This window comes from Sphingomonas sp. SP6 (assembly GCF_058313435.1).
Map to the genome: position 1 here is coordinate 786,552 of NZ_JBZFLG010000002.1, position 26,692 is coordinate 813,243.

24 protein-coding genes and 1 tRNA gene are annotated in these 26,692 nt (G+C 70.3%); 11 read left to right on the forward strand and 14 right to left on the reverse strand.

The features are described 5' to 3' along the window. Nucleotides 1-18: 18 nt before the first annotated feature. The 4 genes from AC4GYY_RS09600 to AC4GYY_RS09615 form a co-directional block, all read right to left on the reverse strand. On the reverse strand, nt 19-1,536 hold the full coding sequence (locus AC4GYY_RS09600; protein WP_491120254.1) for a sensor histidine kinase: 1,518 nt from the start codon (nt 1,534-1,536) through the stop codon (nt 19-21). A gap of 100 nt (nt 1,537-1,636) precedes the next feature. After that, entirely contained in the window at nt 1,637-2,170 is a 534-nt protein-coding gene (gene ssb, locus AC4GYY_RS09605) for a single-stranded DNA-binding protein (RefSeq protein ID WP_491120076.1), read from the reverse strand. A 158-nt stretch (nt 2,171-2,328) separates the two neighbouring features. Further along, on the reverse strand, nt 2,329-4,182 hold the full coding sequence (gene feoB, locus AC4GYY_RS09610) for a ferrous iron transporter B (RefSeq protein ID WP_491120078.1): 1,854 nt from the start codon (nt 4,180-4,182) through the stop codon (nt 2,329-2,331). A 6-nt stretch (nt 4,183-4,188) separates the two neighbouring features. Continuing rightward, nucleotides 4,189-4,443: a FeoA family protein gene (locus AC4GYY_RS09615; protein ID WP_491120079.1), complete on the reverse strand. Its 255-nt coding sequence runs from the start codon at nt 4,441-4,443 to the stop codon at nt 4,189-4,191. Nucleotides 4,444-4,686: 243 nt separating this feature from the next. On the opposite strand from AC4GYY_RS09615, the gene ubiA reads away from it, so the two are divergent. The 5 genes from ubiA to AC4GYY_RS09640 all read left to right on the forward strand — a co-directional run bounded on the left by ubiA (nt 4,687) and on the right by AC4GYY_RS09640 (nt 9,545). Continuing rightward, a complete protein-coding gene (ubiA, locus tag AC4GYY_RS09620; protein WP_491120081.1) occupies nt 4,687-5,592 on the forward strand; it encodes a 4-hydroxybenzoate octaprenyltransferase in 906 nt (301 codons plus the stop codon). 170 nt (nt 5,593-5,762) lie between these two features. Then, nucleotides 5,763-7,121: a TldD/PmbA family protein gene (locus AC4GYY_RS09625; protein WP_491120083.1), complete on the forward strand. Its 1,359-nt coding sequence runs from the start codon at nt 5,763-5,765 to the stop codon at nt 7,119-7,121. Continuing rightward, nucleotides 7,114-7,893 (forward strand): 3'(2'),5'-bisphosphate nucleotidase CysQ, encoded by a 780-nt coding sequence (locus tag AC4GYY_RS09630; RefSeq protein ID WP_491120085.1) that lies wholly within the window; start codon nt 7,114-7,116, stop codon nt 7,891-7,893. Before AC4GYY_RS09625 ends, AC4GYY_RS09630 begins: the two co-directional genes overlap by 8 nt. Before the next feature lie 3 nt (nt 7,894-7,896). Further along, nucleotides 7,897-8,400 carry a MarR family winged helix-turn-helix transcriptional regulator gene (locus tag AC4GYY_RS09635; protein ID WP_491120087.1) on the forward strand — a complete coding sequence of 168 codons (504 nt, stop codon included), beginning with the start codon at nt 7,897-7,899 and terminating at the stop codon, nt 8,398-8,400. A 50-nt stretch (nt 8,401-8,450) separates the two neighbouring features. Next, nucleotides 8,451-9,545 carry a dipeptidase gene (locus tag AC4GYY_RS09640; protein WP_491120089.1) on the forward strand — a complete coding sequence of 365 codons (1,095 nt, stop codon included), beginning with the start codon at nt 8,451-8,453 and terminating at the stop codon, nt 9,543-9,545. 3 nt (nt 9,546-9,548) lie between these two features. Here AC4GYY_RS09640 and AC4GYY_RS09645 read toward each other — a convergent pair whose 3' ends face one another. The 3 genes from AC4GYY_RS09645 to AC4GYY_RS09655 all read right to left on the reverse strand — a co-directional run bounded on the left by AC4GYY_RS09645 (nt 9,549) and on the right by AC4GYY_RS09655 (nt 12,744). Further along, on the reverse strand, nt 9,549-10,757 hold the full coding sequence (locus tag AC4GYY_RS09645) for a vanadium-dependent haloperoxidase (protein WP_491120090.1): 1,209 nt from the start codon (nt 10,755-10,757) through the stop codon (nt 9,549-9,551). 74 nt (nt 10,758-10,831) lie between these two features. Further along, nucleotides 10,832-11,539, reverse strand: coding sequence for a hypothetical protein (locus tag AC4GYY_RS09650; RefSeq protein WP_491120093.1), 708 nt, complete (start codon nt 11,537-11,539; stop codon nt 10,832-10,834). Beyond that, the gene (locus tag AC4GYY_RS09655; RefSeq protein ID WP_491120095.1) at nt 11,536-12,744 is read right to left on the reverse strand and encodes a toxic anion resistance protein; all 1,209 of its coding nucleotides are present in this window, start codon (nt 12,742-12,744) and stop codon (nt 11,536-11,538) included. Before AC4GYY_RS09655 ends, AC4GYY_RS09650 begins: the two co-directional genes overlap by 4 nt. A gap of 139 nt (nt 12,745-12,883) precedes the next feature. Here AC4GYY_RS09655 and AC4GYY_RS09660 point away from each other — a divergent pair, with 139 nt between their 5' ends. The 4 genes from AC4GYY_RS09660 (at nt 12,884) to AC4GYY_RS09675 (ending at nt 16,139) form a co-directional block, all read left to right on the forward strand. Further along, complete coding sequence (locus AC4GYY_RS09660; protein WP_491120097.1) at nt 12,884-13,903, forward strand: zinc-binding alcohol dehydrogenase family protein; 1,020 nt, start codon at nt 12,884-12,886, stop codon at nt 13,901-13,903. A 222-nt stretch (nt 13,904-14,125) separates the two neighbouring features. Beyond that, nucleotides 14,126-14,464, forward strand: a complete 339-nt coding sequence (locus tag AC4GYY_RS09665) for a P-II family nitrogen regulator (RefSeq protein ID WP_491120099.1) — start codon at nt 14,126-14,128, stop codon at nt 14,462-14,464. A gap of 10 nt (nt 14,465-14,474) precedes the next feature. Then, on the forward strand, nt 14,475-15,911 hold the full coding sequence (locus AC4GYY_RS09670) for an ammonium transporter (RefSeq protein WP_491120101.1): 1,437 nt from the start codon (nt 14,475-14,477) through the stop codon (nt 15,909-15,911). Between the two features lie 153 nt (nt 15,912-16,064). Next, nucleotides 16,065-16,139: transfer RNA gene (locus AC4GYY_RS09675), tRNA-Phe, on the forward strand. Between the two features lie 173 nt (nt 16,140-16,312). On the opposite strand, the gene AC4GYY_RS09680 is transcribed toward AC4GYY_RS09675, so the two are convergent. From AC4GYY_RS09680 to AC4GYY_RS09695, 4 genes are all read right to left on the reverse strand, one after another. Continuing rightward, a complete protein-coding gene (locus AC4GYY_RS09680; RefSeq protein WP_491120103.1) occupies nt 16,313-17,098 on the reverse strand; it encodes an enoyl-CoA hydratase/isomerase family protein in 786 nt (261 codons plus the stop codon). Beyond that, nucleotides 17,095-18,135 carry a phosphotransferase family protein gene (locus AC4GYY_RS09685; RefSeq protein ID WP_491120105.1) on the reverse strand — a complete coding sequence of 347 codons (1,041 nt, stop codon included), beginning with the start codon at nt 18,133-18,135 and terminating at the stop codon, nt 17,095-17,097. The genes AC4GYY_RS09680 and AC4GYY_RS09685 overlap by 4 nt, the downstream gene beginning before the upstream one ends. Nucleotides 18,136-18,244: 109 nt before the next feature. Then, entirely contained in the window at nt 18,245-18,958 is a 714-nt protein-coding gene (locus AC4GYY_RS09690) for a TetR/AcrR family transcriptional regulator (protein ID WP_491120107.1), read from the reverse strand. Then, a complete protein-coding gene (locus AC4GYY_RS09695; protein WP_491120109.1) occupies nt 18,948-20,708 on the reverse strand; it encodes a class I adenylate-forming enzyme family protein in 1,761 nt (586 codons plus the stop codon). Before AC4GYY_RS09695 ends, AC4GYY_RS09690 begins: the two co-directional genes overlap by 11 nt. Before the next feature lie 131 nt (nt 20,709-20,839). On the opposite strand from AC4GYY_RS09695, the gene AC4GYY_RS09700 reads away from it, so the two are divergent. Further along, nucleotides 20,840-21,757 (forward strand): SMP-30/gluconolactonase/LRE family protein, encoded by a 918-nt coding sequence (locus AC4GYY_RS09700; RefSeq protein ID WP_491120111.1) that lies wholly within the window; start codon nt 20,840-20,842, stop codon nt 21,755-21,757. Between the two features lie 8 nt (nt 21,758-21,765). Then, entirely contained in the window at nt 21,766-22,629 is an 864-nt protein-coding gene (locus AC4GYY_RS09705) for an enoyl-CoA hydratase-related protein (protein ID WP_491120113.1), read from the forward strand. Between the two features lie 37 nt (nt 22,630-22,666). On the opposite strand, the gene AC4GYY_RS09710 is transcribed toward AC4GYY_RS09705, so the two are convergent. From AC4GYY_RS09710 to AC4GYY_RS09720, 3 genes are read right to left on the reverse strand one after another with little or no spacing between them, the layout of a single operon-like run. After that, nucleotides 22,667-24,217 carry a long-chain-fatty-acid--CoA ligase gene (locus AC4GYY_RS09710; RefSeq protein ID WP_491120115.1) on the reverse strand — a complete coding sequence of 517 codons (1,551 nt, stop codon included), beginning with the start codon at nt 24,215-24,217 and terminating at the stop codon, nt 22,667-22,669. Between the two features lie 35 nt (nt 24,218-24,252). Continuing rightward, the gene (locus tag AC4GYY_RS09715; protein ID WP_491120116.1) at nt 24,253-25,368 is read right to left on the reverse strand and encodes an SDR family oxidoreductase; all 1,116 of its coding nucleotides are present in this window, start codon (nt 25,366-25,368) and stop codon (nt 24,253-24,255) included. 52 nt (nt 25,369-25,420) lie between these two features. Then, entirely contained in the window at nt 25,421-26,656 is a 1,236-nt protein-coding gene (locus AC4GYY_RS09720) for an acyl-CoA dehydrogenase family protein (RefSeq protein WP_491120118.1), read from the reverse strand. Nucleotides 26,657-26,692: the final 36 nt, after the last annotated feature.

Genomic DNA, 26,692 nt, shown 5'->3' on the forward strand with positions numbered 1-26,692 from the left:
TGAACTCCGCCGCGGGGGTCAGATCCCCGCGCGGCTGAAGGCGGCGCGCGGGACCGCCACGGTCAGCACCAACCCCTCCGGCCGCCAGTCGCGTTCGACCCGTCCGCCGAGCTGACGGACGACGGCGAGCTCGACCAGCTGACTGCCGAACCCATGCCCGCCGTCGGGGGCGACGACGGGCGGCCCGCCCGCCTCGGTCCAGCACAGCGTGACCTCGGTCGGGTCGGCGTGGATGTCGAGGGTGACGACGCCGTCCGGCACCGACAGCGCGCCGTACTTGGTCGCGTTGGTCGCGAGTTCGTGGAACAGGAGCGCGAGCGGGGTGGCCGAGCGATCGTCGATCGCGATCTCCTCCCCGGTGATGCGGATGCGGTCGCCGCCGGCATGCTGATAAGGCGCGAACAGATCGTCGAGGAGGCCGTGGAGCGAATCCTGCTGCGCGCTCGGGCGCGAATTGGGGCTGTGCGGGCGGACGAAATCGTGCGCGCGGCCGAGCGCGGTGATCCGCTGGCGCAGATCGTTCGCGGCGGGCGCGAACTCGGGTCGCGACTTGGCGGCGAAGCCGATGAGCCCGGCGATCACCGCGAAGATGTTCTTGATGCGGTGCGAGAGCTCCTGGCTGATGATCTCGCGCTCCTCCATCGCCAGCTTCTGCTCGTGGATGTCGGTGCACGTGCCGAACCAGCGGGTGATCCGGCCGGCCTCGTCGCGGATCGGCAGCGCGCGGCCGAGCACCCAGCGATAGGTGCCGTCGAAATGCTTGAGCCGGTACTCGATCGCATAGGGATCGCCCGTCGCCAGGCTCCGGCGCCATTGTTCCCAGGCGCGGCCCTGATCCTCGACGTGGAACATGTCGTTCCACCCCTCGCCGTCGGTCGTGCCCTCGGGCGCGCCGGTGAACTCGTACCAGCGGGCATTGTAGTAATCGTGGAAGCCGTCCGGCCGGGTCGACCACACCATCTGCGGCATCGTATCGGCCAGGGTGCGGAAGCGCATTTCGCTCTCCGCCAGGTCCGCGCGCGTCTCGGCCGCCTCGCGCGCGGCGCGGCGATCGTCGAGGCGGGACATGACGGTCAGCCCGAGGATCGCGAGGCCGCGCCGCTGGAAGGGGGTGAGGCCGCCCGGTCGCGGCTCCGGCGAGACGACGCAGATCGCGCCGAGCGGCACGCCCTCGCGGCTGACCAGCGGCGCGCCGGCGTAGAATCGGATGTAGGGCGGACCGGTGACGAGCGGATTGTCGGCGAAGCGCGCGTCTCCCGCGGCGTCCGGGATCTCCATGATCTCCGCGCCGACCATCGTGTGCGCGCAGAACGACATCGAGCGCGGGGTCGACGCGACGTCGAGACCGATCCGCGCGAGGAACTGCTGGTGCGCCTCCTCGACCAGGCTGACGAGCGCGGTCGGCGTGTCGCAGAGTTCGGCGGCGAATTGCGCAAGGTCGTCCAGCGCGCCGACCGACCGCGCGGCGGCGACGTCATAGGCGGCGATCACCTCCGCGCGGATGCGTTCGTCGACCGGACCGGGCTCAGCCCGCAGGGTGGGTTGGTCGGGCGTGAGGAGTCCTGACACGAATCATCTGGATCAAGCGATGTCGCGATAACCCGGCCGCATCCAGCCGGTTCCGGCGCGGTTCGGGTCAGAACGGCACGTCGTCGTCCAGGTCGTCGGCGAATCCGCCCGCCGCCGCGCCGCCGACGGCGCGCCCGCCGCCCGCGGGGCCGCCGCGAGCCGCACCGCCGCCACGCGACCCGCCGCCGAAGTCGTCGCCGCCCCAGTCGTCACGCCCGCCGCCCCCACCGGGGCCGCCGCCCGCGCCCGGCGCGCCGTCGAGCATGGTCAGCACGCCGTTGAAGCCCTGAAGCACGATCTCGGTCGAATAACGGTCCGCGCCCGACTGGTCCTGCCATTTGCGCGTCTGGAGCGCGCCCTCGATATAGACCTTCGAGCCCTTCTTCAGATAGCGCTCGGCGACGTTGGCGAGACCTTCCTGGAACACCTTCACGGTGTGCCATTCGGTGCGCTCCTTCTTCTCGCCCGAATTGCGGTCCTTCCACGATTCGGAGGTCGCGATGCGGAGTTCGACGACCTTGCCGCCGTTCTGGAACGACCGCGACTCGGGATCGCGCCCGAGATTGCCGACCAGGATGACCTTGTTGACGCTGCCTGCCATGTTCGTTCCTGGTGCCTTCTATCCGTTCGTCCTGAGTAGCCGGTGAGCCTGTCGAAGCGGCGTATCGAAGGACTTGATGCGCGGTGTCCTTCGATACGGGCCTTCGCTGCGCTCGGTCCCTACTCAGGACGAACGGTAACGGGGAAATCCGCCCGACTCTAGAGCCCTGCGAACACCGCCAGCCAGTATGTGAGTCCCGCCATGACGTAGGCGGTGGCGAACAGATAGCCAACCATGAACAGCGGCCAGCGCCAGCCGTTGGTCTCGCGGCGCGTCACCGCGATCGTCGAGATGCACTGCGGCGCGAAGACGAACCACATCAGGAAGGCGAGCGCGGTCGAGAGCGTCCAGCGCGCGCGCAGGTTCTGGGTGATGGTCTGCTGCCCCTTCTCGCCCTCGACGTCGTCGACCGCGTAGACGGTGCCGATCGCGGCCACCGCGACCTCGCGCGCCGCCATCGCCGGGATCAGCGCGAGGCTGATGTCGCGGTTGAAGCCGATCGGGGCGACGATCGGGGCGATCACGGTGTTCGCGATCCGCCCCGCGATCGAATAATCGACCTGGCTCTGCCCCGCGGGCGCACGCGGGAAGGAGAGCAGCCCCCAGAGCACGATCGTGGTCAGCGCGATCGTGGTGCCCGCGCGTTTCAAGAAGATCAGCGCGCGGCTCCACAAGCCGAGCCCGACATCGCGCAGATGGGGCCATTGATATTTAGGCATCTCCATCATGAAGCCCGAGGACGAGCCCTTGGTGACGGTCCGTCGCAGCACGAGCGCGGCGACGAACGCGCCGAGGATGCCCATGACGTAGAGGCCGAACAGCACGAGGCCCTGGAGGCCCACACCCGGCAGCACCCGCCGCGCGGGGATCAGCGCGCCGATGATGATCGTATAGACCGGCAGCCGCGCCGAGCAGGTCATCAGCGGTGCGATCAGGATGGTGGTGAGCCGGTCCTTCTCGTCGTCGATCGTGCGCGTCGCCATGATGCCGGGGACGGCGCAGGCGAAGGACGAGAGCAAGGGGATGAAGGCGCGGCCCGACAGGCCGACGCCCGCCATGAGCCGATCCATCAGAAACGCCGCGCGGACCATATATCCCGACGCCTCGAGCACGAGGATGAAGGCGAACAGGATCAGGATCTGCGGCAGGAAGACGATCACCGCGCCGACGCCCGCGATGACGCCGTCGGTGATCGCGGAGCGGAGGATGCCCGCGGGCATGGCGTTCGTGACGGCGGTTTCGAGCGCCTTGAAGCCGTCCTCGATCCAGCCGACCGGGGCTTCGGACCAGGAGAAGACCGCCTGGAACATGACGAACAGCAGCGTCAGCAAGAGGATCGGGCCGGCGACCGGGTGGAGCGCGACGCCGTCGAGGATGTGGGTCCAGCGGCGGACGTTCGTCTCGCTGACGGTCGCCCTGACCGAGAGCGCGCGGGCGCGGCGCTGGAGCGTGGCGATGTCGTCGGTCGGCGCGACCGGGAGCCTTTTCGCCGGCTCCGTCTCCACCGCTGCGGTGAGCGCGGCGCGGAGCTGGTCCAGGCCGCGGCGGCGGACCGCCACGGTCGGGACCACGGGCACGCCGAGCTCGGCGGCGAGCACGTCCGGCGCGAGCGTCAGCCCGTCGCGCTCGGCCAGGTCGATCATGTTGAGCGCGACCACCACCGGGCGGCCGAGCGCGATCAGCTGGAGCGTGAAGCGCAGGTGATTGTCGAGGTTGGCGGCGTCGACCACCACCAGCAGCGCGTCGGGCGTGCGCTCGCCCGCTTGAGCGCCCAGCAGCACGTCGCGGGTGACGCGCTCGTCGAGCGAGGCGGGATCGAGGCTGTAGGCGCCGGGGAGATCGACCAGCTCGACCGGGCGACCGTCGTCGAGGGTGAGCCGGCCCGAATGGCGCTCGACGGTGACACCGGGATAATTGCCGACCTTCTGCCGCGCGCCGGTCAGCGCGTTGAACAGCGCCGACTTGCCGGCGTTGGGATTGCCGACCAGCGCGACCAGCGGCGCGGCGTGCATTCAGCTCTATTCGGCGGGGAGCGCGTCGGCCTCGACCGCCACCGCCCGCGCGACCGCACGACGCAGCGCCACGGTCATCCGCCCGATCCGGCACGCGATCGGCCCGCTGCCGAGGGAGGCGCGGTGCAGCACCTCGACCGAGACGCCGGCGTCGAAGCCAAGCTCGCGCAGCCGCTTCGCCTCGGGGGCGGCGAGCCGCTCCCAATCGATCCGCGACACGGTGGCGGAATGGCGGCGCGGGAGCGATTCGAGACTGCTCATGGGGACGCGATACGCTTGGTGCGATTGATTATCAATAGGTGGTTGCATGGCTCCCGGGTCGCTCGCACGACAGCGCGCTTTTAGCTAACCCCCTCCGGTCGTCCTGAGTAGGGCCTGATCAGAGCGAAGGCCCGTATCGAAGGACTGCGCCGACCTCGGTCCTTCGATACGCCACTTCGCATTCGCTCAGCGGCGACTCAGGACGAACGGGTGGGCGAAGATGAGAGAGGCGCGGCGACGGATATGACCATGATCGTCCCCGACACCGAACATCGCGGTCTCGTCGCGTCGTTGCCGACGACGCCGCGCAACCTGGCGCTGCTCGCGCGGTTCGATCGGCCGATCGGCTGGTGGCTGCTGTTCTGGCCCGGCGCATGGGGTGTCGCGCTGGCGGGCGAGGCGGTCTCGCGCTGGAACCTGACGCTGTGGCTGCTGCTCGGCGCGATCGCGATGCGAGGGGCGGGGTGCGTCTACAACGACATCGTCGACCGCGATCTCGACCGGCAGGTGGCGCGTACCGCTGCAAGGCCGCTGGCGAGCGGGGCGGTGTCGCTGAAGGCGGCCTGGGCGTGGCTGGTGGCGCTGAGCCTGGTCGGGCTGGTCGTGCTGCTCCAGCTCCATGCCTATGCGGCGGGGGTGGCGCTGGCGAGCCTGGCGCTGGTCGCGGCCTATCCGTTCATGAAGCGGATCACCTGGTGGCCGCAGGCATGGCTGGGGCTGGTGTTCTCCTGGGCGGCGCTGGTCGCGTGGAGCGAGGCATGGGGCGCGCTCGCGACACCGGGGCTGCTACTCTACGCGGGGTCGGTCGCCTGGGTGATCGGCTACGACACGATCTACGCGCTCCAGGACGTCGAGGACGATGCGCTCGTCGGGGTGCGCTCGTCGGCGCGCGCACTGGGAGCGGCGGTGAAGCCCGGGGTGGCCGGGTTCTATGCGGCGGCACTGGCATTGTGGGGCGCTTCGCTGTGGAGCGTCCGCGCCGACCCGCTGGTCCTGCTCGCGCTGCTGCCGGCGGCGGGGCATCTCGCGTGGCAGGTGGCGACGTTGATCCCGGCGGACGGGGCGAACGCGCTCGCGCGGTTCCGGGCGAACCGGACGACGGGGCTGCTGGTTTTCCTGGCCTGCGCGGTGGTCGGGACGCGGATTTGAGATCCTCCCCACTTGCGGGGAGGTGGCAGCCGCAGGCTGACGGAGGGGGCTCTCCATCAACGACGCAGAGGAGGAGAGCCCCCTCCGGCGCTACGCGCCACCTCCCCGTGAACGGGGAGGATGGTCTAGCGACCTAGCAACCTCCCTCCTCCACCCCTAAGTCGCTAGGCATGTTGACCCCCGACCTGGCGCGCGAGCGCGCCGCCGATCTCGTCGCGCGCGCCAAAGCCGCGGGCGCGGACGCCGCCGATGCGGTGTTCGCCGCGGACGCCTCGATCGAGGTGTCCGTGCGACTCGGCGCGCTGGAGGACGTCGGACGCTCCGAGAGCGAGGAGCTTGGGCTGCGCGTCTTCGTCGGGCGACGGTCGGCGAGCGTGTCGACCTCCGACCTGTCGACCGACGCGGCGGCGGCGCTGGTTGAACGCGCGGTGGCGATGGCGCGCGAGGCGCCCGAGGACCCCTGGGCCGGGCTCGCGCCCGAAGCGCGGTTGATGCGGGGCGACCCGCCGCTGCTCGATCTCGACGACGGCGGCCACGCGACCCCGGCCGAGCTGCGGGAAGCGGCGCTGGCGGCGGAGGATGCGGCGCGCGCGGTGCCGGGCGTGACCAACAGCGAAGGCGCGGGTGCGTCGGCGTCGCAGGCGGTGTGGGCGATCGCGACCAGCGCCGGGTTCGCGGGCGCCTATGCGACCACCGGCTACGGCGTCTCGGCGAGCGTGCTGGCGGGGAGCGGTGGCGCCATGGAGCGCGATTACGCCTATCACTCCGCACGCCACCGGACGCGGCTGGACCTGCCCGCCGAGATCGGGCGGCGCGCGGGCGAGCGGGCGGCGGCGCGGGTGAATCCGGGGCGCGTCCAGAGCGGGACCATGCCGATCGTGTTCGACCCGCGGGTCGGCGCCAGCCTGCTGGGGCATCTCGTCGGCGCGATCACCGGCGGCGCGATCACGCGGCGGACGAGCTTCCTGCTGGAGGCGCTGGGGTCGGCGGTATTCGCCCCCGGCGTGACGATCCGCGACGATCCGCACCGCCCGCACGGTCTGCGCTCGCGACCCTTCGACGGCGAGGGGCTGCCGGTGTCGCCGGTCGCGATCGTCGAGGAGGGCGTGCTCGAGACCTGGCTGCTCGATTCGGCGGCGGCGCGGCAATTGGGGCTGGAGCCAACCGGCCATGCGGTGCGCGGCGTCGGCGGCGCGCCGGGGGCGGGGACCAGCAACCTCTACATGGAACCGGGCAAGGTCCCGCCGGCGACGCTGATCGGCGAGGTCGCGCGCGGCCTCTACGTCACCGAGCTGATCGGGCAGGGGGTGAACGGGGTGACCGGCGACTACAGCCGGGGCGCGTCGGGGTTCCTGATCGAGAACGGCGAGCTGACGACCCCGGTAAGCGAGTTCACGATCGCGTCGAACCTCAAGGAGATGTTCGCCCGGCTGACGCCCGCGAACGATCTGGAGTTCCGCCAGGGCGTCAACGTGCCGACGTTGCGCATCGAGGCGATGTCGGTCGCGAGCGGGGCGATCGGTGGCTGAGCTGATCGACGACGTCGCGGAGATCGCCGCGGCGGCGGGGCGGCTCGCGGTGTCGCGCTGGGGCACGGGCTTCGAGACCGGGGCCAAGCCGGACGGCAGCGTGATCTGCGCGGTCGACCTGGAGGTCGACCGCTTCCTGAAGGCGCGGCTGGCGGCGCTGCTTCCGGAGGCGGGATGGCTGTCGGAGGAGACCGCGGACGATCCGGCGCGGTTGTCGCGCGAGCGGGTGTGGGTGGTCGATCCGATCGACGGCACGCGCGACTACGTCCGTGGGCGCGAGGGGTTCGCGATCTCGATCGCGCTGGTCGAGCACGGGCGGGTGGTGATCGGAGTGCTCGACGCGCCGGCGCGCTACGAGGCGTGGCGGGCGGCGGCGGGCGGCGGCGCGTGGCGCAACGGCGAGCCGGTGCGCGCCTCTGCACGCCAGGCGCTCGTCGGCGCGCGCGTGCCCGCCGATGCGCTGGCGAAGGCGGACCGCGCCGTGTTCCAGCCGGTCGCCAAGCCCAATTCGATCGCGCTGCGCATCGCGATGGTGGCGGCGGGCGAGGCGGACCTGGTGGCGACGCTGCGCTGGGGCAACGAGTGGGACATCGCCGCCGCCGCGCTGGTCGCGAGCGAGGCGGGCGCGAGCGTCACCGACGCGCTCGGCAAGCCGCTGACGTTCAACCAGCCGAAACCCCGCGCCTTCGGCGTGCTGGCGACCGCGCCCGCGATCCACGGGGAGGCGGTCGCGCGGTTGGCGGAGCGCGCGGCGGCGGCGATGACGGCGTAGCGGGTGAGCGAGCCCGGCGACTACAGCCGCAGTTTCGGCGGCGAGGCGCTCGGCGCCCGGCTGCGGCGGGCGTCCGAGCGGATCGATCGCGACGGCACGCGGGTCTATGCCGCGCACGGGATCCGCTTCGAGCAACGTTGGTACGGCGTCCTGCGCCAGCTGATCGCGAACGGCGCGATGTCGGTCGGCGAGATCGCGGCGGTGCTCAGGATCACGCATGTCTCGGTGAGCGAGACGGTACGATCGCTGACAGCCGCCGGGATCGTGCGCGCCGATCCGGCGCCCGGCGATGCGCGCCGGCGCGACCTGCGGCTGACCGAGGACGGTCGGGCGCTGGCGGCGCGGCTGGCGCCCTTGTGGGAGGCGTTCAACGTCGCGGCGGGGGTGTTGAACGAGGAGGCGGGCGATCTCGTCGCGGCGCTCGACCGGCTCGACGACGCGCTCGACCGGGCGGCGATGTTCGATCGGATCATGGCGCTCGCCCCCGAGCCGCCCGAGCGCGGTTGACAATCATGTAGGTCCCTACATATCCTGCTCGCATCAAGGAGGAGAGGGGCATGGATCGCAGGACGTTCCTGGGCGCTGGGCTCGCGCTGACGGCGGCGCCGGCGTGGGCGGTGCGGCGCGAGCGGGCCGCCGAAGCGTTGATCCGGCGGATGACGGTGGTCGACGGCAATCTCGTCGTCCCCCTCGATCCCGACGGGCCGCTCACCGGCGCTACCGCGGCGCAGATCCGCGCCTCGGGGCTGTCGGTGATGAAGCTGACGCTCGGCGGCAGCGGCAACCAGACGAAGAAGGAGACGCTGGAGGAGATCGCCGCGACCGACAAGGCAATCGCGGCGAGCCCGACGCTGCTGCTCAGGGTGCGCGACGCCGCCGACTTCGCGCGCGCCAAGGCGAGCGCGCGGCTCGGCATCATCCTGTCGTTCGAAGCCGGGGAGATGCTGGAGGGCAAGATCGGCTCGATCGACGCATTCGCCGCGCTGGGCATCAAGGTGATGGGGTTGAGCTACAACCTGGATACGCCGTTCGCGTCGGGGGTGATGTCGAGGGCGCATGGCGGTCTGACCCCGCTCGGACGCGAGGCGGTGGCGCGGATGAATGCGCTCCGCGTGACGGTGGACGTGAGCCACAGCGACGAGCCTTCGAGCCTCGCCGCGATCGCCGCTTCGGCCAAGCCGGTGCTGATCACCCATGCCGGCTGCGCCGCGGTCCACCCGCACCCGCGCAACAAGTCCGATGCGCTGCTGCGCGCGCTGGCCGATCGCGGCGGAGTCATCGGGATCTACGAGCTGTCGTACCTGACGCAAGCGCCCGCGCAGCCGACGCTGGCGGTCTATCTGGCGCATCTGACCCATGCGCTGAACGTCGCCGGCGAGGATCATGTCGGGATCGGCAGCGACGCGACGCTCACCCGGTTCGACACTTCGCCCGCCAGCATGAGGCGCTGGAACGCCGAGACCGCGCGGCGCAAGGCGACCGGGGTCGCCGCGCCGGGCGAGGGGCCGCCCCCGTTCGTCGTCGGACTCAACCGGTCCGATCGGTACGTCGTGATCGCCGAGGCGCTGCTGAAGCGCGGCTATTCGTCGCGCACGGTGGAGAAGGTGCTCGGCGCCAATCTCGCGCGGGTCTTCCGGGACACCTGGGGATGATCGTCAGCGGAGCGGCGGCATCGTCTTCAGCACCCGCGCCGCGACATCGCGCCCGATCGCTTCCCCCGCCTCGTTCGAGAAGCGGTAGTGGACGCCGCCCAGCGTCCGCGACAGGCTGACCTGCCGCGCCCATTCGCTGAAGGTCGGCAGCCGCATCGTCACCGCGTCGGCCATCGAATCGGAGCCGACGACCACGCCGCCGGGCGGCGCGTCGCCGACCTCGGCGGAGAGCATCGTCGCGGTCACCGCCGCATAGCCGCAGTGGCCGCACGGATATTCGGGATGGTTCGGCGTTTTGACCAGCGGCTCCCACGCCGGATCGGCGGCGGTCGCCGGATTGCCGTCGTCGTCGGCGTTGCGGATGGCGGTGATCGGCCGCCAGAAGTTGTAGTGCATCTTGGCGTCGACCATCGCGACGCCCTCGTCATATTCGGCGATCCACTCGCGTGCGAGCATCCGCGCGTTGCGGACGATGCTGCGCCCGGGCTGGTCGGCGATCTGGCGCAGCATCGGCATCAGATTGGGGGCGATGCGGTAGCGCGCCATCAGCGACTGCTGCGGCGTACGCTGGGTCGAGGTCTTGCCGCCCAGTCGCTTCACCTCGTCGAAGTCGCGCGCATAGCGTTCGGAGGAGAGCGCGGGCGGCGGGCCGGGGCGCACCGCGTCCACGCGGTCGAGCACCCACGGCTTCACCGCCTGCCAATAGGGCTGGAACGCCGGCAGCGTCGCTCCCACCCAGACGCCGGGACTGGTGAGCGGCCGGTACGGCCGTTGCGTGATCGCCGCATCGACCCCGCCGTGCGTCAATGCGAGCCGCGCCGCCTCGGCGCCGACCGCGTCCCCGGCTGTCTTGGCCTTGGCCGAGGCGGGCAGCGCGGCGATCGCAAAGGTCGCGTTCTCGACGATCCGCGCCTTCTTGTCGGGGTAATGCTGCGCGAGCACGTCGCGGGCGGCGGCGATCACCGCGGTTTCGACCGAGGCCGCGACGGGCGTCGGTTTCATCCCGCACAGGCTCTGGTAGCGGTGGTCGATCGCGTTCGCGGCCTCGAACATCGCGACCGCCATCTGCGAATCGGCGAGCCCGGCCTCGGGCGTGTCGTCGGCGTCCGCGTCGAGCTTGACCGCGTAGTCGGCCCAGTCGGTGACCAAATCCGCCCGCGCCGGGGTGGCGACCGCCAGCATCGCGACCGCCGGCGCCCATCCGATTCGCATTCACCATCCCCCACGTCGACCCCGTGGGGAAGCGTATCAGCGTCCGCGTGCGATCGTCTTGGATGAAAACGACATCAGTCGTCGCCTTGGTACTTCAGCTCCAGGAAGCGCCCGCGGGTGGCGAGCGTGTCGAGGTCGCCCTGCGCGAGCTGTTCCGAGAGCTGGGCCAGCTGGCCGTCGATCACCTTGAGGCCGTCGGCGAGCTGCGCGTCGGGGGTCTTGCCGTTGCGCGCGACGCCGCGCAGCGGTTGCGGCACCTTCTGATAGTCGCGGACGAAGTCGGGGAGCTGCTCGCCGACCAGCTTGCGCACCTCGCCCGCGACGGGCGCGGACTCGTCGAGCCCGGCCATCTGGAACTGGAGCGTCTCCAACCGAACGCCGATCTGGTCGCTGAGCGTGCGCGCCGGCGCGGGCAGCGCGGGGCGCTGCGTCTCGAGCCAGCGGCCGGTCGCCGCCGGGAGCGTCTTCAGGTCGGTCTGACGCAGCCGCTCGGGCGGGAGCGCGCGCGGCGCCGGGTAGAAGGCGAGGATCACGGTCGCCGCGACGAGCAGCGCCATCACGCCGAGCGCGCCCATGATGCCGAGCGGCCAGACCAACCCGACCACCACCGCGGCGACCAGGATCGCGGCGTCGACGGCCGCGATCCGCGCGAGCTTGCGGCCGAGCCGGGTCGCGGTCTCGCGCCGGCGGTCGCGCGCGATCGTCAGCGGCTGATCCTGCCCGGTGATCCGCTGATACGCCGCGCGCGCCGCGGCGATGGTCTCGTCCGAAGAGGCGTTCACACCGACTCCAGCTTGAAGGTGTCGGTCGGGCCGGCGAGCCGGTTCTGCTGCGCGCCCTCGGCGCGGGCGATATAGCCCTTGGACTTGTCGAGCTCGGTCGAGAGCGTGTTGACCGTCGTCTTCATGCTGTCGAGCGCCTTCAGCTTGAAGGTGTCGATCGCGTCCATCGTGTCGTAGATGTTCTGGAACGCGCGCTGGAGCGTCTCGAGCGGGATCGTCGAGGACGAGGCCTGCTCGTGGATGCGCGCGGTGTTGTCGCGCAGCAGCTTGCCGGTCGAATCGATGATGTTCGCGGTCGTCGTGTTGAGCGCGGTGATCTGGTCGAGCACGAGCTTCTGGTTGACCATCGCCTGCGCGACCGTGACGGCGGTGCGGAGCGCCGAGACGGTGGTGGTCGAGGCGCGATCGACGCCCTTGATCAGCTCGACGTTGTTCTTCTTGACCAGATCGAGCGCGAGATAGCCCTGCACGGTGATCGCCATCTGGGTCATCAGGTCCTGGGTGCGCTGGCGCGTGTAGAAGAGCGCGGTCTCGCGGATCGCCTTGGCCTTGGCGGGATCGGTCGCGTCGAGGTCGTTGGCGCGGTCTTCCAGCTTCTGGTCCATCGTCCGCGACAGGTGGATCATCTGCTCGAGCCGCCCCATCGCGCTCCACAGGTTCGCGCGCTCGGTGTCGATCGCGGCGTTGTCCATGAGGAGCTCGTCCTTGCCCGAGGCGAGGCCCTTGAGGATCGCGGCGATATGGGTCTGCGACGATTTGTAGCTGTCGAAATAGTTGCGCAGCTTGCCGCCGAACGGGATGATCCCGAACAGCTTCTTGGGCGCGGTGAGATTGCCGCGGCGGCCGGGATCGAGGTCCTCGACCACGCGGCGCAGTTCGGCCAGGTCCTTGCCGACTCCCGATTCCTGATCCATCGCGCGGGTCGGACGATCGAGGAAGCGGTTCGACTGGCCCGCCGCCTCGCGGATCTCCTTGGCGCCCATCGCGGTGATCGCGTCGACGCGCTTGCCGAACTCGGGCGAGTTGACGTCCTGCGCGATCAGATCATCGATGAAGCCGTCGACGCGCGTCTCGAGCTGGGTCTTCTTGGTGTCGTCGATCGGCACCAGGCCGACCGCCTTCTCCGCGCTGACCACCGGCACCGGATCGGGCGGCGTGAGCGTGAGGGTCGGCGCGTCTGCGGTCGCGGTGGGTGTCGTCGCCATGGCTGTCCCTTCGGTGTCGGCCCCAGAATAAGCGAATGCGCGCCGCGTTCAAGGTGTGTTAGTATGACAACACGCGCGCGAGCGCTTGCTCCGGCGCGCGCGGGGCGGCAGGGCCGGGCGAACAGCAGGAGTGTCGCCGATGCGCGCCGTCGCCTTCAAGACCGCAGGCCCGATCGAGCGCGAGGACGCGCTCGTCGACGTGACCCTGCCCGATCCGGAACCCGGGCCGCACGACCTGCTGGTCCGCGTCCGCGCCGTCTCGGTCAATCCGGTCGACGTCAAGGTTCGGGGCGGGATGCGTCCGGCGAGCGGCGACTGGCGGGTGCTCGGCTATGACGCCGCCGGCGAGGTGGTCGCCGTGGGCGACCGGGTGGCCGGGTTCGCGCCCGGCGACGCGGTCTGGTACGCCGGGCAGATCGACCGGCAGGGGAGCAATGCCGAACTCCAGTGCGTCGATGCCCGGATCGCCGCGAAGAAGCCGGCGACGCTCGACTGGGCCGCCGCCGCGGCGATGCCGCTGACGACGATCACCGCCTGGGAAGCGCTGTTCGACAAGCTCGAAGTGACGCGCGCCGTTCCCTCCGCCGCCCCCGCGGTGCTGATCGTCAACGGGGCCGGCGGCGTCGGCTCGATCGCGATCCAGCTGCTCCGGGCGCGGACCGACCTGACGGTGATCGCCAGCGCGTCGCGCAGCGAGACCCGCGCCTGGGTCGAGGAGCTGGGGGCGCACCACGTCGTCAGTCACCGCGAGCCGATGGCACCGCAGATCGAGGCGCTGGGGGTCGGCAAGCCCGGCCACGTCTTCTCGACCAGCCACACCGACGATCACCTCGCCGACATCGTCGCGCTGATCGCGCCGCAGGGCCGGCTGGCGCTGATCGACGATCCCGAGACGCTGGACGTCATGCCGCTCAAGACCAAGGCAATCTCGCTGCACTGGGAACTGATGTTCACCCGGCCGCTGTTCCGGACCGCCGACATGGCGAAGCAGGGCGAATTGCTGGCCGAGGTCGCGCGGCTGGTGGACGCGGGCGCGGTCCGCTCGACGCTGACGGAGGCGCTGGGTCCGATCGACGCCGTGACGCTCAAGCGCGCGCACGCGATGGTGGAGCGTGGGACGATGAAGGGGAAGGTGGTCCTGTCCGGCTGGAGCCGGTGACCCCGCAGGCATGATGGCCCTTCTGGCGCCAATCGGCTCGCGGCGTACTGAAGGGCCGTTCGGACTGCCTCATAATTGGGCAGCCTTTCGCGCCTGCACAAAAATTAACAACCGTTAACCCCGCGCCGCGGTGTGGGCTTCCTTGTGGGGGCGGTCATTTCGCGCCTGGCACGATCGTTGCGACGCGCCCCGACGCACACAGCCGTAAAAAGGGGGGCGCGGGTGAAGCTGATCATCGCGATCATCAAACCGTTCAAGCTGGACGAGGTGAGGGAAGCCCTCACCGGCGTCGGCGTGGCGGGGATGACCGTCACCGAGGTCAAGGGGTTCGGTCGCCAGAAGGGCCAGACCGAAATCTATCGCGGGGCGGAATACAGCACCAACATGGTGCCCAAGATCAAGATCGAGGTGGTCTGTGCCGCCGACCTCGCCGAGCGCGTCGTGGAGGCGATCCAGGCCTCCGCCAACACCGGCGCGATCGGCGACGGCAAGATCTTCGCGCTCGACGTGGGGCAAGCGGTGCGGATCCGCACCGGCGAGACCGACGACAGCGCGCTTTGAGGGGGTGGGAATGAAGCAAGCAACGAAGATGTCGGCGCTGGCGGCCGCGGGTGCGCTCGCCGTCGCCGCGCTCCCGGCCTGGGCGCAGGCCGCGGCGGGCCCGGTCAAGGCGCCTGCCGCCGCCGCGATGGCAGGCATGGTCAACAAGGGCGACACGACCTGGATGCTGATCTCGTCGGCCTTGGTGCTGATGATGTCGGTGCCGGGCCTGGCGCTGTTCTACGGCGGGCTGGTCCGCACCAAGAACATGCTCAGCGTCCTCATGCAGGTGATGATGATCGTCTGCATCGCGACGCTCGTCTGGGTGTCGTGGGGCTATTCGATGGCCTTCACCAGCGGCGGCGAGAACCATTTCTTCGGCGGGCTGTCCAAGGCCTTCCTCAAGGGCGTCGACGGGACCACGCTCGCCGCGACCTTCTCGAACAACGTCTACATTCCCGAGCTCGCCTATGTGACGTTCCAGATGACCTTCGCCTGCATCACCCCGGCGCTGATCGTCGGCGCGTTCGCGGAGCGGGTGCGCTTCACGCCGCTGATGATCTTCATGGTGGCGTGGATGACGATCGTCTATTTCCCGATCGCGCACATGGTCTGGTACTGGGCGGGCCCGGATTTCCTGCCCGACGCGCCGACCGACGGCGGCTATCTGTTCCTCAAGGGCGCGCTCGATTTCGCGGGCGGCACCGTCGTCCACATCAACGCCGGGATCGCCGGGCTGGTCGGCTGCCTCGTCATCGGCCCGCGGCTGGGCTTCAACAAGGAACCGATGCCGCCGCACTCGCTGACCATGACGATGATCGGCGCCAGCCTTCTGTGGGTCGGCTGGTTCGGCTTCAACGCGGGGTCCAACCTGGAGGCGAACGGCGTCACCGCGGTTGCCTTCGTCAACACCTATGTCGCGACCGCGGCGGCGGCGGTCAGCTGGGCGCTGATCGAGCAGGTCGTCCACAAGAAGCCGTCGCTGCTCGGCGCGGTCACCGGCGCGGTGGCGGGGCTCGTCGCGATCACCCCGGCGTCGGGCTTCGCGGCGCCGATGACCGCGATTGTGCTCGGCTTCGTGGTGTCGCCGATCTGCTTCCTCTTCGTCACCACGGTGAAGAAGGCGCTCAAGTACGACGATTCGCTCGACGTGTTCGGCGTCCACTGCGTCGGCGGGATCGTCGGCGCGCTGGGCACCGCGATCGTCGCCGACCCCAAGCTGGGCGGGCAGGGCTATTTCGACTACACGAAGTTCCCCGCGGTCGCGATCACGCCCGAGGCGTACAGCATCTCGGCGCAGCTGCTGGTCCAACTCCAGGCGGTGTTGCTGACGCTGGTCTGGTCGGGTGGCGTCTCCGCGGTGCTGTTCCTCGCGCTCAAGTACACCATCGGCATCCGCCCGACGGCCGAGATCGAGCACGAGGGGCTCGACGTCGCCGAGCACGGTGAGCGCGCCTACAATTATTGACGAGATTGGGCGCCGGCTTCGGCCGGCTCCCGAACCATGTTCCTCCTGCGGACGACCTGGGCCCGGCGCGAAAGCTCCGGGCCCTCTTTTTTGCGTCTGGACACCCTGCGCCCGCGTCTGTAACGCGCGCCTTCCGGCCTTCGCAGGCCGTGCGCCCGGGTAGCTCAGTGGTAGAGCAGACGACTGAAAATCGTCGTGTCGGTGGTTCGACTCCGCCCCTGGGCACCACCACCCCGCCCCGGGGCTCCCGAGACCGCCACGGCGTCTACGAAAATCACGTTTGTAGGGTGTCGGGCGATGCGTGGGGAATCGCCCGCGTTGTCGCCGCCATCGGCACGGGCGCGGCGTGGAGCATCGGGGCGCCCCGGTCCTCGTGCCAGCCGCGATCCCGCTGCGAGCCCTCACCGGCCGACGAACACCGGCTCCCGTTTCTCGAAGAAGCTGCGGACGCCTTCCCGGTGGTCCTCGGTTTCCATCAGCCGGCGGATGGTCCCGATCGCCCACGCGCCGAGTTCCGCGGCGTCGCCCGCGGCGGCGCGGCGCAGACCGCGCTTCATGGCTCTAAGCGCGAGCGGCGGATTGACGGCGATGCGGGTCGCCAGCGAGCGCGCGGCGGTCATCAGCTCGGCGTGGGGGACGACGTCGCGGACCAGGCCGATGCGGAGCGCTTCGGCGGCGTCGATCACGTCGCCGGTGAAGAGGAGCTCGGCCGCCTTCGCCGGGCCGACGATCGACGGCAAGCGGTAGAAACCGCCCACGTCACAGACCAGGCCGCGCTTGATGAACAGCTCGGCGAACCGGGCGCGCTCCGATGCGATCCGGATGTCGGCGTAGAGCGCGAGCTCCATGCCCCAGCCGACCGCCGCGCCGTTGACTGCCGCGATCACCGGCTTGTCGCAGTCGAGCGCGGCCATCGCCGCCGGCGTCGGCGTGTGCGTGACGGACGAGGCGGCGGGCTGACGCGAGACGGCGTTCGGGCCGGCCATGATCTCGGCGACGTCGTCGCCCGAGCAGAAGGCGGGGTCGGCCCCAGTCACGATGACGCAGCGCACCTCATCGTCGGCCGTGGCGTCGCGAAACGCACGCTCAAGCCGGTCATAGGCGTCGTAGTTAAGCGCATTGCGCCGCTCGGGCCGGTCGAGCGTGATGGTCGCGACGTGCTCGGCGATCTCGTACCGGACGCTCATCGCCGTCCCTCCAGCAGCTCGAGGCTGAGCGCGGCCATCGCCGGCGCGCCGTTGACCTTCCAATCGTCGGTCGGCGTGGTGCCGGCGAGCGCGCGCGCGTAGACGCCCTGCGCGATCGAGGCGAGCCGGAAGGTGGCGAAGGCCATGTAGAAGGGCCAGTCGGCGATGCGGTCGCGGCCGGTCCGCCGGCAGTAAGCGGCGACATAGGCGGCCTCGTCCGGAAGCCCGGCCGCGTCGCCGTCGGCGAAGGCGGCGCGAGCGGCGTCGGAATGGTAGAAGATGCAATTGTAGGCCAGGTCGGCGAGCGGATGGCCGATCGTCGACAATTCCCAATCGAGCACGCCGATGATGCGGGGCTCGGTTGCGTGGAACATCACGTTCTCGAGCCGGTAGTCGCCGTGGGCGATCGAGATCGAGGGCTCGTCGGGGATGCGATCGGGCAGCACCGCGATCAGGCGCTCCATCGGCGCGATCGTCTCGGTCTCGGCGTCTCGATACTGGCGGGTGAAGCGCCCGATCTGGCGACCGAAGTAATTTCCGGGCCGGCCGTAGTCGCCCAGGCCGATCGCCTCGTGATCGACGCGGTGAAGCCGCGCAAGCACGGCATTGAGCTCATCGTAGATCGCCGCCCGCTCCGCGCTGCTATGCCCCGCCAGCAGCGGATCGCGCAGGATGCGGCCGTCGAGATAATCCATCACGTAGAAGGCGGTGCCGATCACCGCCGGATCGTCGCAGAGCGCGCGGACGTGGGGGACCGGCACGTCGGTGCCGCGCAGCGCCGCCATGACCCGGTACTCGCGATCGACCTGATGCGCGCTCTCGAGCAGCGCGCCCGGCGGTTTCTTGCGCAGCACGTAGCGGCGGCCCGCGGCATCCGTCACGAGGAAGGTGGGATTGGACGCGCCGCCTGCGAGTTGGTCGACCCGCACCGGAGGGTGGACCTCGACGCCATGCTCCGCCATCCAGTGCCCGAGCGCGGCCGCATCGAACCCATGACCTTCGCGTATTGGGCGCAGCGGCGCCGTCGCCTCTTGCATGACAACCCTACCCAACATTTTAGGACAGGTTATAGGGTTTTTGGCGACGTGCAAGCGCCCGCCTGCGGCTGTCGGAATGTCGGAGGCGCGGCAAGCGCCGTGTCGCTCGCTAGCCGGGGATGACCGAGCGCTGCGCGGTCGCCACCCCCGCGTCCAGCATCCGCGCCTGGCAGTCGGCGACCCGCGCCTCTAGAGGACCGCGCCAGCCGGGTGTCGCAGCGCCGAGCAGGATCAGAGCGTAGCCGAGCCGGATGGTGGGGCCGAGTGCTTCGGAGGCGAGATCGCCGGTCACCCAGTCGAGCATCACCGAGCGGAACTGATGATCCAGCTGGTGGAGGAGGAGCCCGACGTCGATCGACGGCTGGATCGCGCCCGCCGCCGAAGCGCTCGACATGATCCCCAGCCAGAAGGCGTCGCGTTTAGGATTGTAGATCGCGGCGCGCACGTTGGCCGTGGCGAACACCTCGCTCCACAGCACCTTATAGAAATCGGGGTCGTTCAGATAATATTCGAGCGCGAGGTCCACCGCCTCGAACACGCGCGCAATGGCGTCGTGCGACGAATGTGCCGAGAAGCGCTGATGATATTCGCGCACGTCCTGAAGGACCGCGAGAACCACTGCGCCCTTGGAGCCGAACAGGTTGTAGGGCGTCGCGAGGCTGACCCCGGCGCGCTTCGCCAGTTCGCGCATCGACAGGCCGGTGGTGTGCGTCTCGCGGATCAGCTCGCGCGCGGCCTGGATGATGCGCTGTCGGCGCTCCTCCTTGGCGGTCTCGCGGCGGCCGGGCGTGGGCTCCGGCACGTCGGCGGGATCAACCGCCATGCAGCGACACCAGCTCGGCCCGCAGCACGGGCTTCAACGTCTTCCCGCTGGCGTTGCGCGGGAACTCGGCGTGCCGGACGTCGATCCGGACGGGGACCTTGAACGGGGCGAGCAGGCGCCCGGCATGGGCCTTCAGCTCGTCTTCGGTCACGCTCATCCCCGGCTTCACCTGCACCAGCGCGCCCACCTCCTCGCCCAGGATGCGGTGCGGCAGCCCGACGACGGCGGCGTCGATCACCGCCGGGTGCGCGACCAGCACATCCTCGATCTCCACGCAATAGACGTTCTCGCCACCGCGGATCAGCATGTCCTTGGCGCGGTCGAGCAGATAGACGAAGCCCTCGTCGTCGATCCGGCAGATGTCGCCGGTATGGTACCAACCGTCGGTGAAGCTGGCGGCCGTCGCGTCGGGATTGTTCCAATATCCGGCGACGACGTTGGGGCCGCGGATCCAGAGTTCGCCGGCTTCCCCGGGCGGAAGCGCGCTGCCGTCGTCGCCGACCACCTTCACGTCGCAGACGGGCACCGCGACACCGACGCTGTCGGGGTGGCGCAGGTAATCCTCGGCGCTGTTCGCCACCGATACCGAGGACGTCTCGGTCGCGCCGTAACCCTGGCCGGGGGCGAACCAGGGAAAGAGTTCGGCGAACCTGAGGGTCAGCTCGGGCGCGATCGCCGCCCCGCCATAGCCGTAGCTGTCGAGGCTCGTCAGATCGCGTCGATGGAAGTCGGGCGATTCGAGGACCTGCCAGACCATCGCCGGGACGCCCGTCGTCGAATTCACGCGCTCGCGCTCGATCAGCTCCAGGAAGCGCTCGGGATTCCACTTGTGCATCAGCACCAGCTTGGCGCCGGCGAGCACGCTCGGCACCATCATCGAGTTGGTGCCGGTGACGTGGAAGAGCGGCACGGGCAGCAGGTTGACCCGCTGCGGCGCGGCGGGGTCGGGGACCGGCAGCGGGTCGCCGCGGCGGATGGCCGCGCGCGCGCCGTTGAAGCCGAGCGAGATCACGTTGCTGAGCACGTTGCGATGGGTCCCGAGCGCGCCCTTCGGCCGGCCGGTGGTGCCGCTGGTGTAGAGAATGGTCGCGGGATCGTCGGTGTCGATCCCGGGATCGGGCATCGGATCGTCGGGGAGGGAGCCATAATCGGCGGGCGCGCCGACCAGCGCCTCGAGCGGGGTGGCGCCCGCGCCGTGATCGTCATCGCTGCGGGTCGACACGAGCAGGTCCAGCCCGAGATCGGCGAGATGCGGCGCGAGCCGCGACAAGCGCTCGCCGTCGACGAACGCCACGCGCGCGCCCGAGTTCGTGATGCCATAGGCCAGTTCGTCGCCCAGGCCCCAGGCGTTCAGCGGCGTCAGCACCGCGCCGATCGACACGCCGGCCCAAAAGGCGAGCGACCATTCGGGCAGGTTGCGCATCGCGATGGCGATGCGATCGCCTTTCTTCACGCCGTACCGCTCGGCCAGGATGCGGCCGAGCCGGCCGGCGGCGCGGAAGTGCGCCGCATAGGTCTGCCGCTCGTCCTCGTACACCAGATACTCGCGCTCGCCCCAGCCGCGGGCGATGTCGAACACCTGGCGCAGATCGTTGAGCGCGTTGACGTAGGCGCGCAGGCGGACGCCGCGGACGTCCACCTCCGTCATCGCGAACGGCGCGCCGGGCGCGGTGAGGCGGCGATAGGTCTCCGGCAGGTCGAGCGCGGGCCAGGGGCGCGAGGCCGTCGCGGGATCGGGGTGCGTCGCCATGTCCATCTCCCATGCAGCGCCCGCTCGTCGGCGCTTGGCGAAATCCTTATAACAGGTTACACGCCTTGGCGCGACCAACGCAAGCGAGCACGCCCAGCGATCGGGCGGCCCGAACGGAGGAGAGGACCGAGATGGACATGGAGCTGGTCACCGAGGGACTGCAGTTCCCCGAGGGTCCGATCGCGATGGCGGACGGATCGGTGCTGGTGGTCGAGATCAAGCGCCAGACGCTGACGCGCGTGAAGCCCGACGGCACGCAGGAGATCGTGGCCGAGCTGGGCGGTGGGCCGAACGGCGCGGCGATCGGACCGGACGGCGCGGCCTACATCACCAACAACGGCGGCTTCGAATGGATCGAACGCGAGGACGGAATGCTCGCGCCGCACGGTACGCCGCACGATTACACGTCGGGGTCGATCCAGCGCGTCGATCTGACGAGCGGCGCGGTGACGACCGTCTTCGACAGCTGCGACGGCCGCCCCTTGCGCGGGCCAAACGACCTGGTCTTCGATGCGGGCGGCGGCTTCTGGTTCACCGATCTGGGCAAGTCGAACGGCGACTCGATGCAGATGGGCCACCTGCTCTACGCAAGGCCGGACGGCTCGCACATCGCGCGGGTGCGCGAAGGCATGGTGTCTCCGAACGGCTGCGGGCTCTCGCCCGACGGCGGCACCGTCTATGTCGCCGAGACCTACACCGGCCGGCTGTGGGCGTTCGACATCGCCGGGCCGGGCGAGCTGGCGACGCCGCAGGACATGTGGGTGGCGGGGCGCGTGTTCGGGCCGCTGCCCGGATACCAGCTGTTCGACAGCCTGGCGGTCGAGGCCGACGGGCACATCTGCGTCGCGACGATCGTCAACGGCGGCATCACCGCCTTCGACCCCGGCGACGGATCGTTCGAACATTTCGCCTTTCCCGATGCGATCACCACCAACATCTGCTTCGGCGGCGAGGACATGCGGACCGCCTGGGTGACCTGCTCCGGCACCGGCAAGCTGTTCAAGTGCCGCTGGCCGCGCCCCGGCCTCAAGCTCGCGTTCAACGCATGAGGGATGCGATGACCTATCAAGAGATCCGCTACGAGGTCGACGGCCCGGTCGCGACCGTCACGCTGAACCGCCCCGACAAGCTCAACGCCTTCACCAACCGGATGGGTCGCGAACTCGCCGCGGCGCTGCGGGCGGCGAGCGCGGACGATGCGGTGCGCGCGGTCATCCTGACCGGCGAAGGTCGCGGCTTCTGCGCCGGCGCCGACATCTCGGCCGGCGCCGGCAGCTTCGATACGCAGAGCGGCGAAGGCGCGAAGAACTTCGGCGCGTCGCAGGAGGGGGCGGATCGCGACGGCGCGGGGTTCATCGGCGCGCTGTTCGACTCGACGAAGCCGACGATCGCCGCGTTCAACGGACCCGCGGTGGGCGTCGGCGTGACGCTGGCGCTGCCGACCGACATCAAGATCGCGTCCGAGACCGCCCGCTTCGGGTTCGTGTTCGCGCGGCGGGGACTGGTGCCGGAAGCCGCGAGCGCCTGGTTCCTGCCCCAGATCGTCGGCCTTGCGCAGGCGCTGCGCTGGTGCCTTTCGGGCCGGGTCTTCGACGCCGCGGAAGCGCTCGCCGGGGGCCTGGTGAGCGAGGTCCTGCCCCCCGACCGGCTGCTCGCGCGCGCGCGCGAGATCGCGCTGGAGATCGCCGAGACGACCGCGCCCGTCTCGATCGCGCTGACGCGCCAGCTGCTCTGGCGGTTCGGCAACGCGCCGCTGCCCTTCGATCTGCTGAAGGTCGACGGCCCGTTCGCGCTGGCCCTCGGCACGGGGCCCGACGTGCGCGAGGGCGTGGCGGCGTTCCTCGAAAAGCGCGCACCGGCGTTTCAGGGAAGCCCGACGCGGGACATGCCGAGCGGCTATCCATGGTGGACGGCCGCCTGACCGGAGGAGCGGTCGATCGGGAGGCGGCCGATCCCCGTCATCGATCGAGGTCGAGCGCACCGGCCGCGAGCATCTCGCGCAAAGTCCGCTTCAGCACCTTGCCGGAGGCGTTCTTGGGCAGCTCGGCGACGAACGCGACCGCCTTGGGCTTCTTGTAGCTGGCGATATGGTCGCGGCAATGGGCGATCAGCTCGGCGGCGGCGGGGCGGGCGCCCTCGCGCGGCGTCACCACGGCGACCACGCTCTCGCCCCAGACCGGGTCGGGCGCACCGATCACCGCCGCCTCCAGCACCGCCGGGTGGCGATAGAGCGCCTCCTCCACCTCGCGCGGATAGACGTTCTCGCCCCCAGTCACGATCATGTCCTTCTTGCGATCGACGATGGTGAGATACTGGTTCTCGTCCCAGCGGCCGACGTCGCCGGTGTGGAACCAGCCGTCGGTGAAGGCCTTGGCGGTCGCCTCCGGGTTGCGCCAATAACCGCGCAGGACCTGATCGCCCTGGACGACGATCTCGCCCTCCACCCCCGGCCCGACGTCGCGCATCGCCTCGTCCACCACGCGGACGCGCGCGAGCATCATCTGGCGCCCGACGGAGGCGAGGATCGGCAGCCCTTCATCGATCGCGAGATCATGCTCGTCGGCGGTCAGCACCATGACGTTGCCGGCGAGCTCGGTCATGCCGAAGCCGGTCCCGAACCGCACCTGCGGCCACTTCTCCCGCGCGCGCAGCAGCACCGCCGCGGGCATCGCCGACGCCCCGTAGCCGACGTTGCGGAGCGAGGAGAGATCGTATCGCGGCATCGAGGGATGATCGAGCAGCATCGCGATCATCGTCGGGGCGGCCGCGGTGGCGGTGATGGCGTGACGCTCGATCAGGCCGAACAGCGTTTCCGGATCGAAGCTGGGGAGGATCGTCAGCTCGGCGGCGCGGCAGTGGTTGACCACCATGCCGTAGCCGGCGACGTGGTACATCGGGAACGTCAGCAGATAGTGCGAGTCCGGCTCGCGATCCCAGCTGGCCAGGCTGTTGAGGACCGCCGCCATCACGTTGCGGTGGCTCAGCATCGCCCCCTTCGGCAGCCCGGTCGTGCCCGAGGTGTAGAGCAGCCAGGCGAGCGACTCCTCGTCGGGCCGGGTCGCCGGCTCGGTCGTCGGTGCGTCGGCGATCCAGGCGTCGAAGCCGATCGCCTCCGCGTCGGACGCGCCGATCACCACCAGCCGCTCGACCGACGAGATCCGGTCGCGGATCGTGCGCACCGCGCCCAGATACCTGTCCTGCACGATCAGGACCCGCGGCCCGGCGTCGTTGATGATCCAGGCGAGTTCGGCGGCGGCGAGACGATAGTTGAGGAAGGTCAGCGTCATCCCCGCGCCCGGCACGCCGTAATAGCAAAGCGCGTATTCGAGGCAGTTCTCGGCGAGGATCGCCACCCGGTCGCCGGGCGCGCCATGAGCGAGCAGCGTGTTCGCGAGCTGCCGGCAGCGATCGCGCATCACGTCGTACCGCAGCTCGCGCTCGCCGTGGCGCACCGCCACCCGCGTCGGCGCACGGTGCGCCGCCAGCACGGGCACGTCGCTCAGCAGCATCGTCCTCTCCCTTCCCGGTTGCAGATCCTAACGCATCACTCCCGCCCCGACCGGACCGCCGGAACGATCCGTTCCTCCGCCAGTCTGCCGAGCAGCCGGGCGAACATGCGCTCGGTGTCCTCGCAGTCGCCGAAGCCCGCCTGGCGCACCTTGATCGTGCTGACGAGGATCGGCTCGCGCGTCGCCTCCGGCGGGGCGTGAACCCCGAACAGCAGGTCGGCATAATGGTGCGATTCGCCGACCAGCGCCGGGATCGTCAGCGGCCGGAGATGCTCGCGCGCGACGATCCGGTCCCAGACGTCGGCATGATCTGCAAGGAACCGCGCGAGCGAGAAGGGCTCGCCGAACGCGGGCTCGAGATCGACCGCGCGCGCGATCGCGGGCCAGACGTTGTCCCAGGAGAAGACGTCGCCGTTGGTGATGTTGAACGTCTGGTCGCCCGCGGCGGGCGCTTGGCTCGCCCAGTCGAGCGCGCGGGCGATCAGGTCCGCGTCGACCGCTTCGCCGACGCCGCCGGGCCGGCCCGGAAAGGCGAGCGGGCGGCCGAGCTCGCGACAGATCGCGGCATAGGCGCCCAGCACCGGGATCACGTTCATCGCGACCCCGGTCGCGGTGCCGAACACGATCTGCGGCCGCCAGATCGTCAGCGCCCAGTCGGCCTGCGCGCGCCGGGCGCGCAGGTCATCCTCCTGGAGCCAGTAGAAATTGGCGTGCGGGTCGCGCTCGCGGTCCTCGCGAGCGGGGACGGCGATGCGGTGGAGGTGCGCGCCATAGGCCTTGGTGCCCTGGAACGCGCTGACGTGCCGGAGCCCGCGCGCGGCCGTCAGCAGCGGGTCCATCAGGTTGCGCATCATGCGCAGGTTGGTGTCCATCTGATCCTGTTCGAACCAGCCGGCGACCAGGCCCGGTTTCTCGTACAGGGCCGCGTAGATGAGGTGGGTCACCGCCGAGAGATCGGACACCGCGTCGCGACAAGCGTCGGCGTCGAGCAGGTCGACGGGACGGTGCTCGACCGCCAGGCCGCCGCGCAGAACCGGCGGGCGCCGCGACAGGCCGACGACGCGGGTGTCGGGAGCGGCGGCGAACCGCTCGCAGACCGCCTGACCGATGACGCCGCTCGCGCCGCAGACCAACACCGTGCGTCCGCTCATCCTGCTCTCCTCCGCCGCGCCCGCCGGGCGGGACCCGTTCGACGATCCGGTTTCAGAGAAGCGCCCCGCCGCAGGCCGCGGCGGTGGTGCCGTCGCGCTCGAACGCCTTGATGACGTTGCGGCCGACCGTCCAGCGGTGGACCTCGTCCGGCCCGTCGACCAGCCGCTGCGAGCGGATGCCCGTGTACCAGGCCGCGAGGGGCGTATCGAGGCTGAAGCCGAGCGCACCGTGCAGCTGGATGGCGGTGTCCACCACCTGGTGGACCATGTTCGCCAGGAACACCTTCGCGATCGAGTTCTCCTGGCGCAGATCCTCGCCGCGCTCCGCCTTGTAGGCGATGTGGAGCAGCATGAGCCGCGCCTTGTAGAGTTCGGCGGCGCAGTCGGCGAGCATCCACTGGACGCCCTGCCGCTCCGACAGCTTTTTGCCGAAGGTCTCGCGCTGGATGACGTGCGCCGTCGCGAGATCGAGCGCGCGCTGCGCCATCGACACGTTGTGCATCCCGTGGCGGAGCCGGCCATAGGCGAGCCGGTGCTGCCCCATGGCGAAGCCGTTGCCCTCGCCGCCCAGGAGGTTGGTCGCCGGGACCACCAGATCGGTGATCTCGATTTCGGAATGGCCGCCGCCCAGCACGTCGGTCAGCCGCCCGTGGACCGCCATCGTCGGGATGTCGCGCACGATCCGGTAGCCGGGGTTCGGCAGTTCGACGATGAAGGTGGAATACCGCTGGTGGCGCGGCGCATCGGGATCGGTCATCGCCATCACCAGCGCGATGTCGGCGACGCTCGCGGCGGAGGAGAACCACTTCTCCCCGTTGAGCACGTAATTGGCGTTGCCGTCCTTCACCGCGCGGGTCTGCATCCCGGTCGCGTCGGCGCCCGCCGCCTTTTCGGTCATCGAATAGCAGATGCGCTTTTCGCCCGCGAGCAGCGGCTTGAGGAAGCGTTCCTTCTGATCGTCGGTGCCGTGCGCCAGCAGCGTCAGCATGGTCGCGTCGTCGGGACCTTGCGTGTTCATCGAAAGCGCGCCCAGGTGGCTTTCGCCGAGCTCCATCTGGACCAGCGCGTTGGCGAGCGGGCCGAGCCCCATGCCGCCATGTTCGCGCGGGATGAACGGACACCAGAGCCCCTGCGCGCGCGCCTTGGCGCGCAGCTCCGCCAGCACCGTCTTGAAGTCCTCGCCGGCGGCCAGACGGTCCTCGGCGGGCTTGCACTCGTCCCGGACCCAATGGCGCACCTGTTCGCGCACCGCGGCGGCGTCGGCGGGGATCTCGAAATCGATCGACACGGCGGCGTTTCCTCCTGATTGGATCTCGGTCCCGCC

Excerpts from the sequence above, each read along its gene's own strand:
- ssb (WP_491120076.1), bottom strand. The coding sequence starts at position 2,170 with ATGGCAGGCAGCGTCAACAAGGTCATCCTGGTCGGCAATCTCGGGCGC.
- feoB (WP_491120078.1), bottom strand. The coding sequence starts at position 4,182 with ATGCACGCCGCGCCGCTGGTCGCGCTGGTCGGCAATCCCAACGCCGGC.
- AC4GYY_RS09615 (WP_491120079.1), bottom strand. The coding sequence starts at position 4,443 with ATGAGCAGTCTCGAATCGCTCCCGCGCCGCCATTCCGCCACCGTGTCG.
- ubiA (WP_491120081.1), top strand. The coding sequence starts at position 4,687 with ATGACCATGATCGTCCCCGACACCGAACATCGCGGTCTCGTCGCGTCG.
- AC4GYY_RS09625 (WP_491120083.1), top strand. The coding sequence starts at position 5,763 with ATGTTGACCCCCGACCTGGCGCGCGAGCGCGCCGCCGATCTCGTCGCG.
- AC4GYY_RS09640 (WP_491120089.1), top strand. The coding sequence starts at position 8,451 with ATGGATCGCAGGACGTTCCTGGGCGCTGGGCTCGCGCTGACGGCGGCG.
- AC4GYY_RS09645 (WP_491120090.1), bottom strand. The coding sequence starts at position 10,757 with ATGCGAATCGGATGGGCGCCGGCGGTCGCGATGCTGGCGGTCGCCACC.
- AC4GYY_RS09655 (WP_491120095.1), bottom strand. The coding sequence starts at position 12,744 with ATGGCGACGACACCCACCGCGACCGCAGACGCGCCGACCCTCACGCTC.
- AC4GYY_RS09660 (WP_491120097.1), top strand. The coding sequence starts at position 12,884 with ATGCGCGCCGTCGCCTTCAAGACCGCAGGCCCGATCGAGCGCGAGGAC.
- AC4GYY_RS09670 (WP_491120101.1), top strand. The coding sequence starts at position 14,475 with ATGAAGCAAGCAACGAAGATGTCGGCGCTGGCGGCCGCGGGTGCGCTC.
- AC4GYY_RS09680 (WP_491120103.1), bottom strand. The coding sequence starts at position 17,098 with ATGAGCGTCCGGTACGAGATCGCCGAGCACGTCGCGACCATCACGCTC.
- AC4GYY_RS09685 (WP_491120105.1), bottom strand. The coding sequence starts at position 18,135 with ATGCAAGAGGCGACGGCGCCGCTGCGCCCAATACGCGAAGGTCATGGG.
- AC4GYY_RS09690 (WP_491120107.1), bottom strand. The coding sequence starts at position 18,958 with ATGGCGGTTGATCCCGCCGACGTGCCGGAGCCCACGCCCGGCCGCCGC.
- AC4GYY_RS09695 (WP_491120109.1), bottom strand. The coding sequence starts at position 20,708 with ATGGCGACGCACCCCGATCCCGCGACGGCCTCGCGCCCCTGGCCCGCG.
- AC4GYY_RS09700 (WP_491120111.1), top strand. The coding sequence starts at position 20,840 with ATGGACATGGAGCTGGTCACCGAGGGACTGCAGTTCCCCGAGGGTCCG.
- AC4GYY_RS09705 (WP_491120113.1), top strand. The coding sequence starts at position 21,766 with ATGACCTATCAAGAGATCCGCTACGAGGTCGACGGCCCGGTCGCGACC.
- AC4GYY_RS09710 (WP_491120115.1), bottom strand. The coding sequence starts at position 24,217 with ATGCTGCTGAGCGACGTGCCCGTGCTGGCGGCGCACCGTGCGCCGACG.
- AC4GYY_RS09715 (WP_491120116.1), bottom strand. The coding sequence starts at position 25,368 with ATGAGCGGACGCACGGTGTTGGTCTGCGGCGCGAGCGGCGTCATCGGT.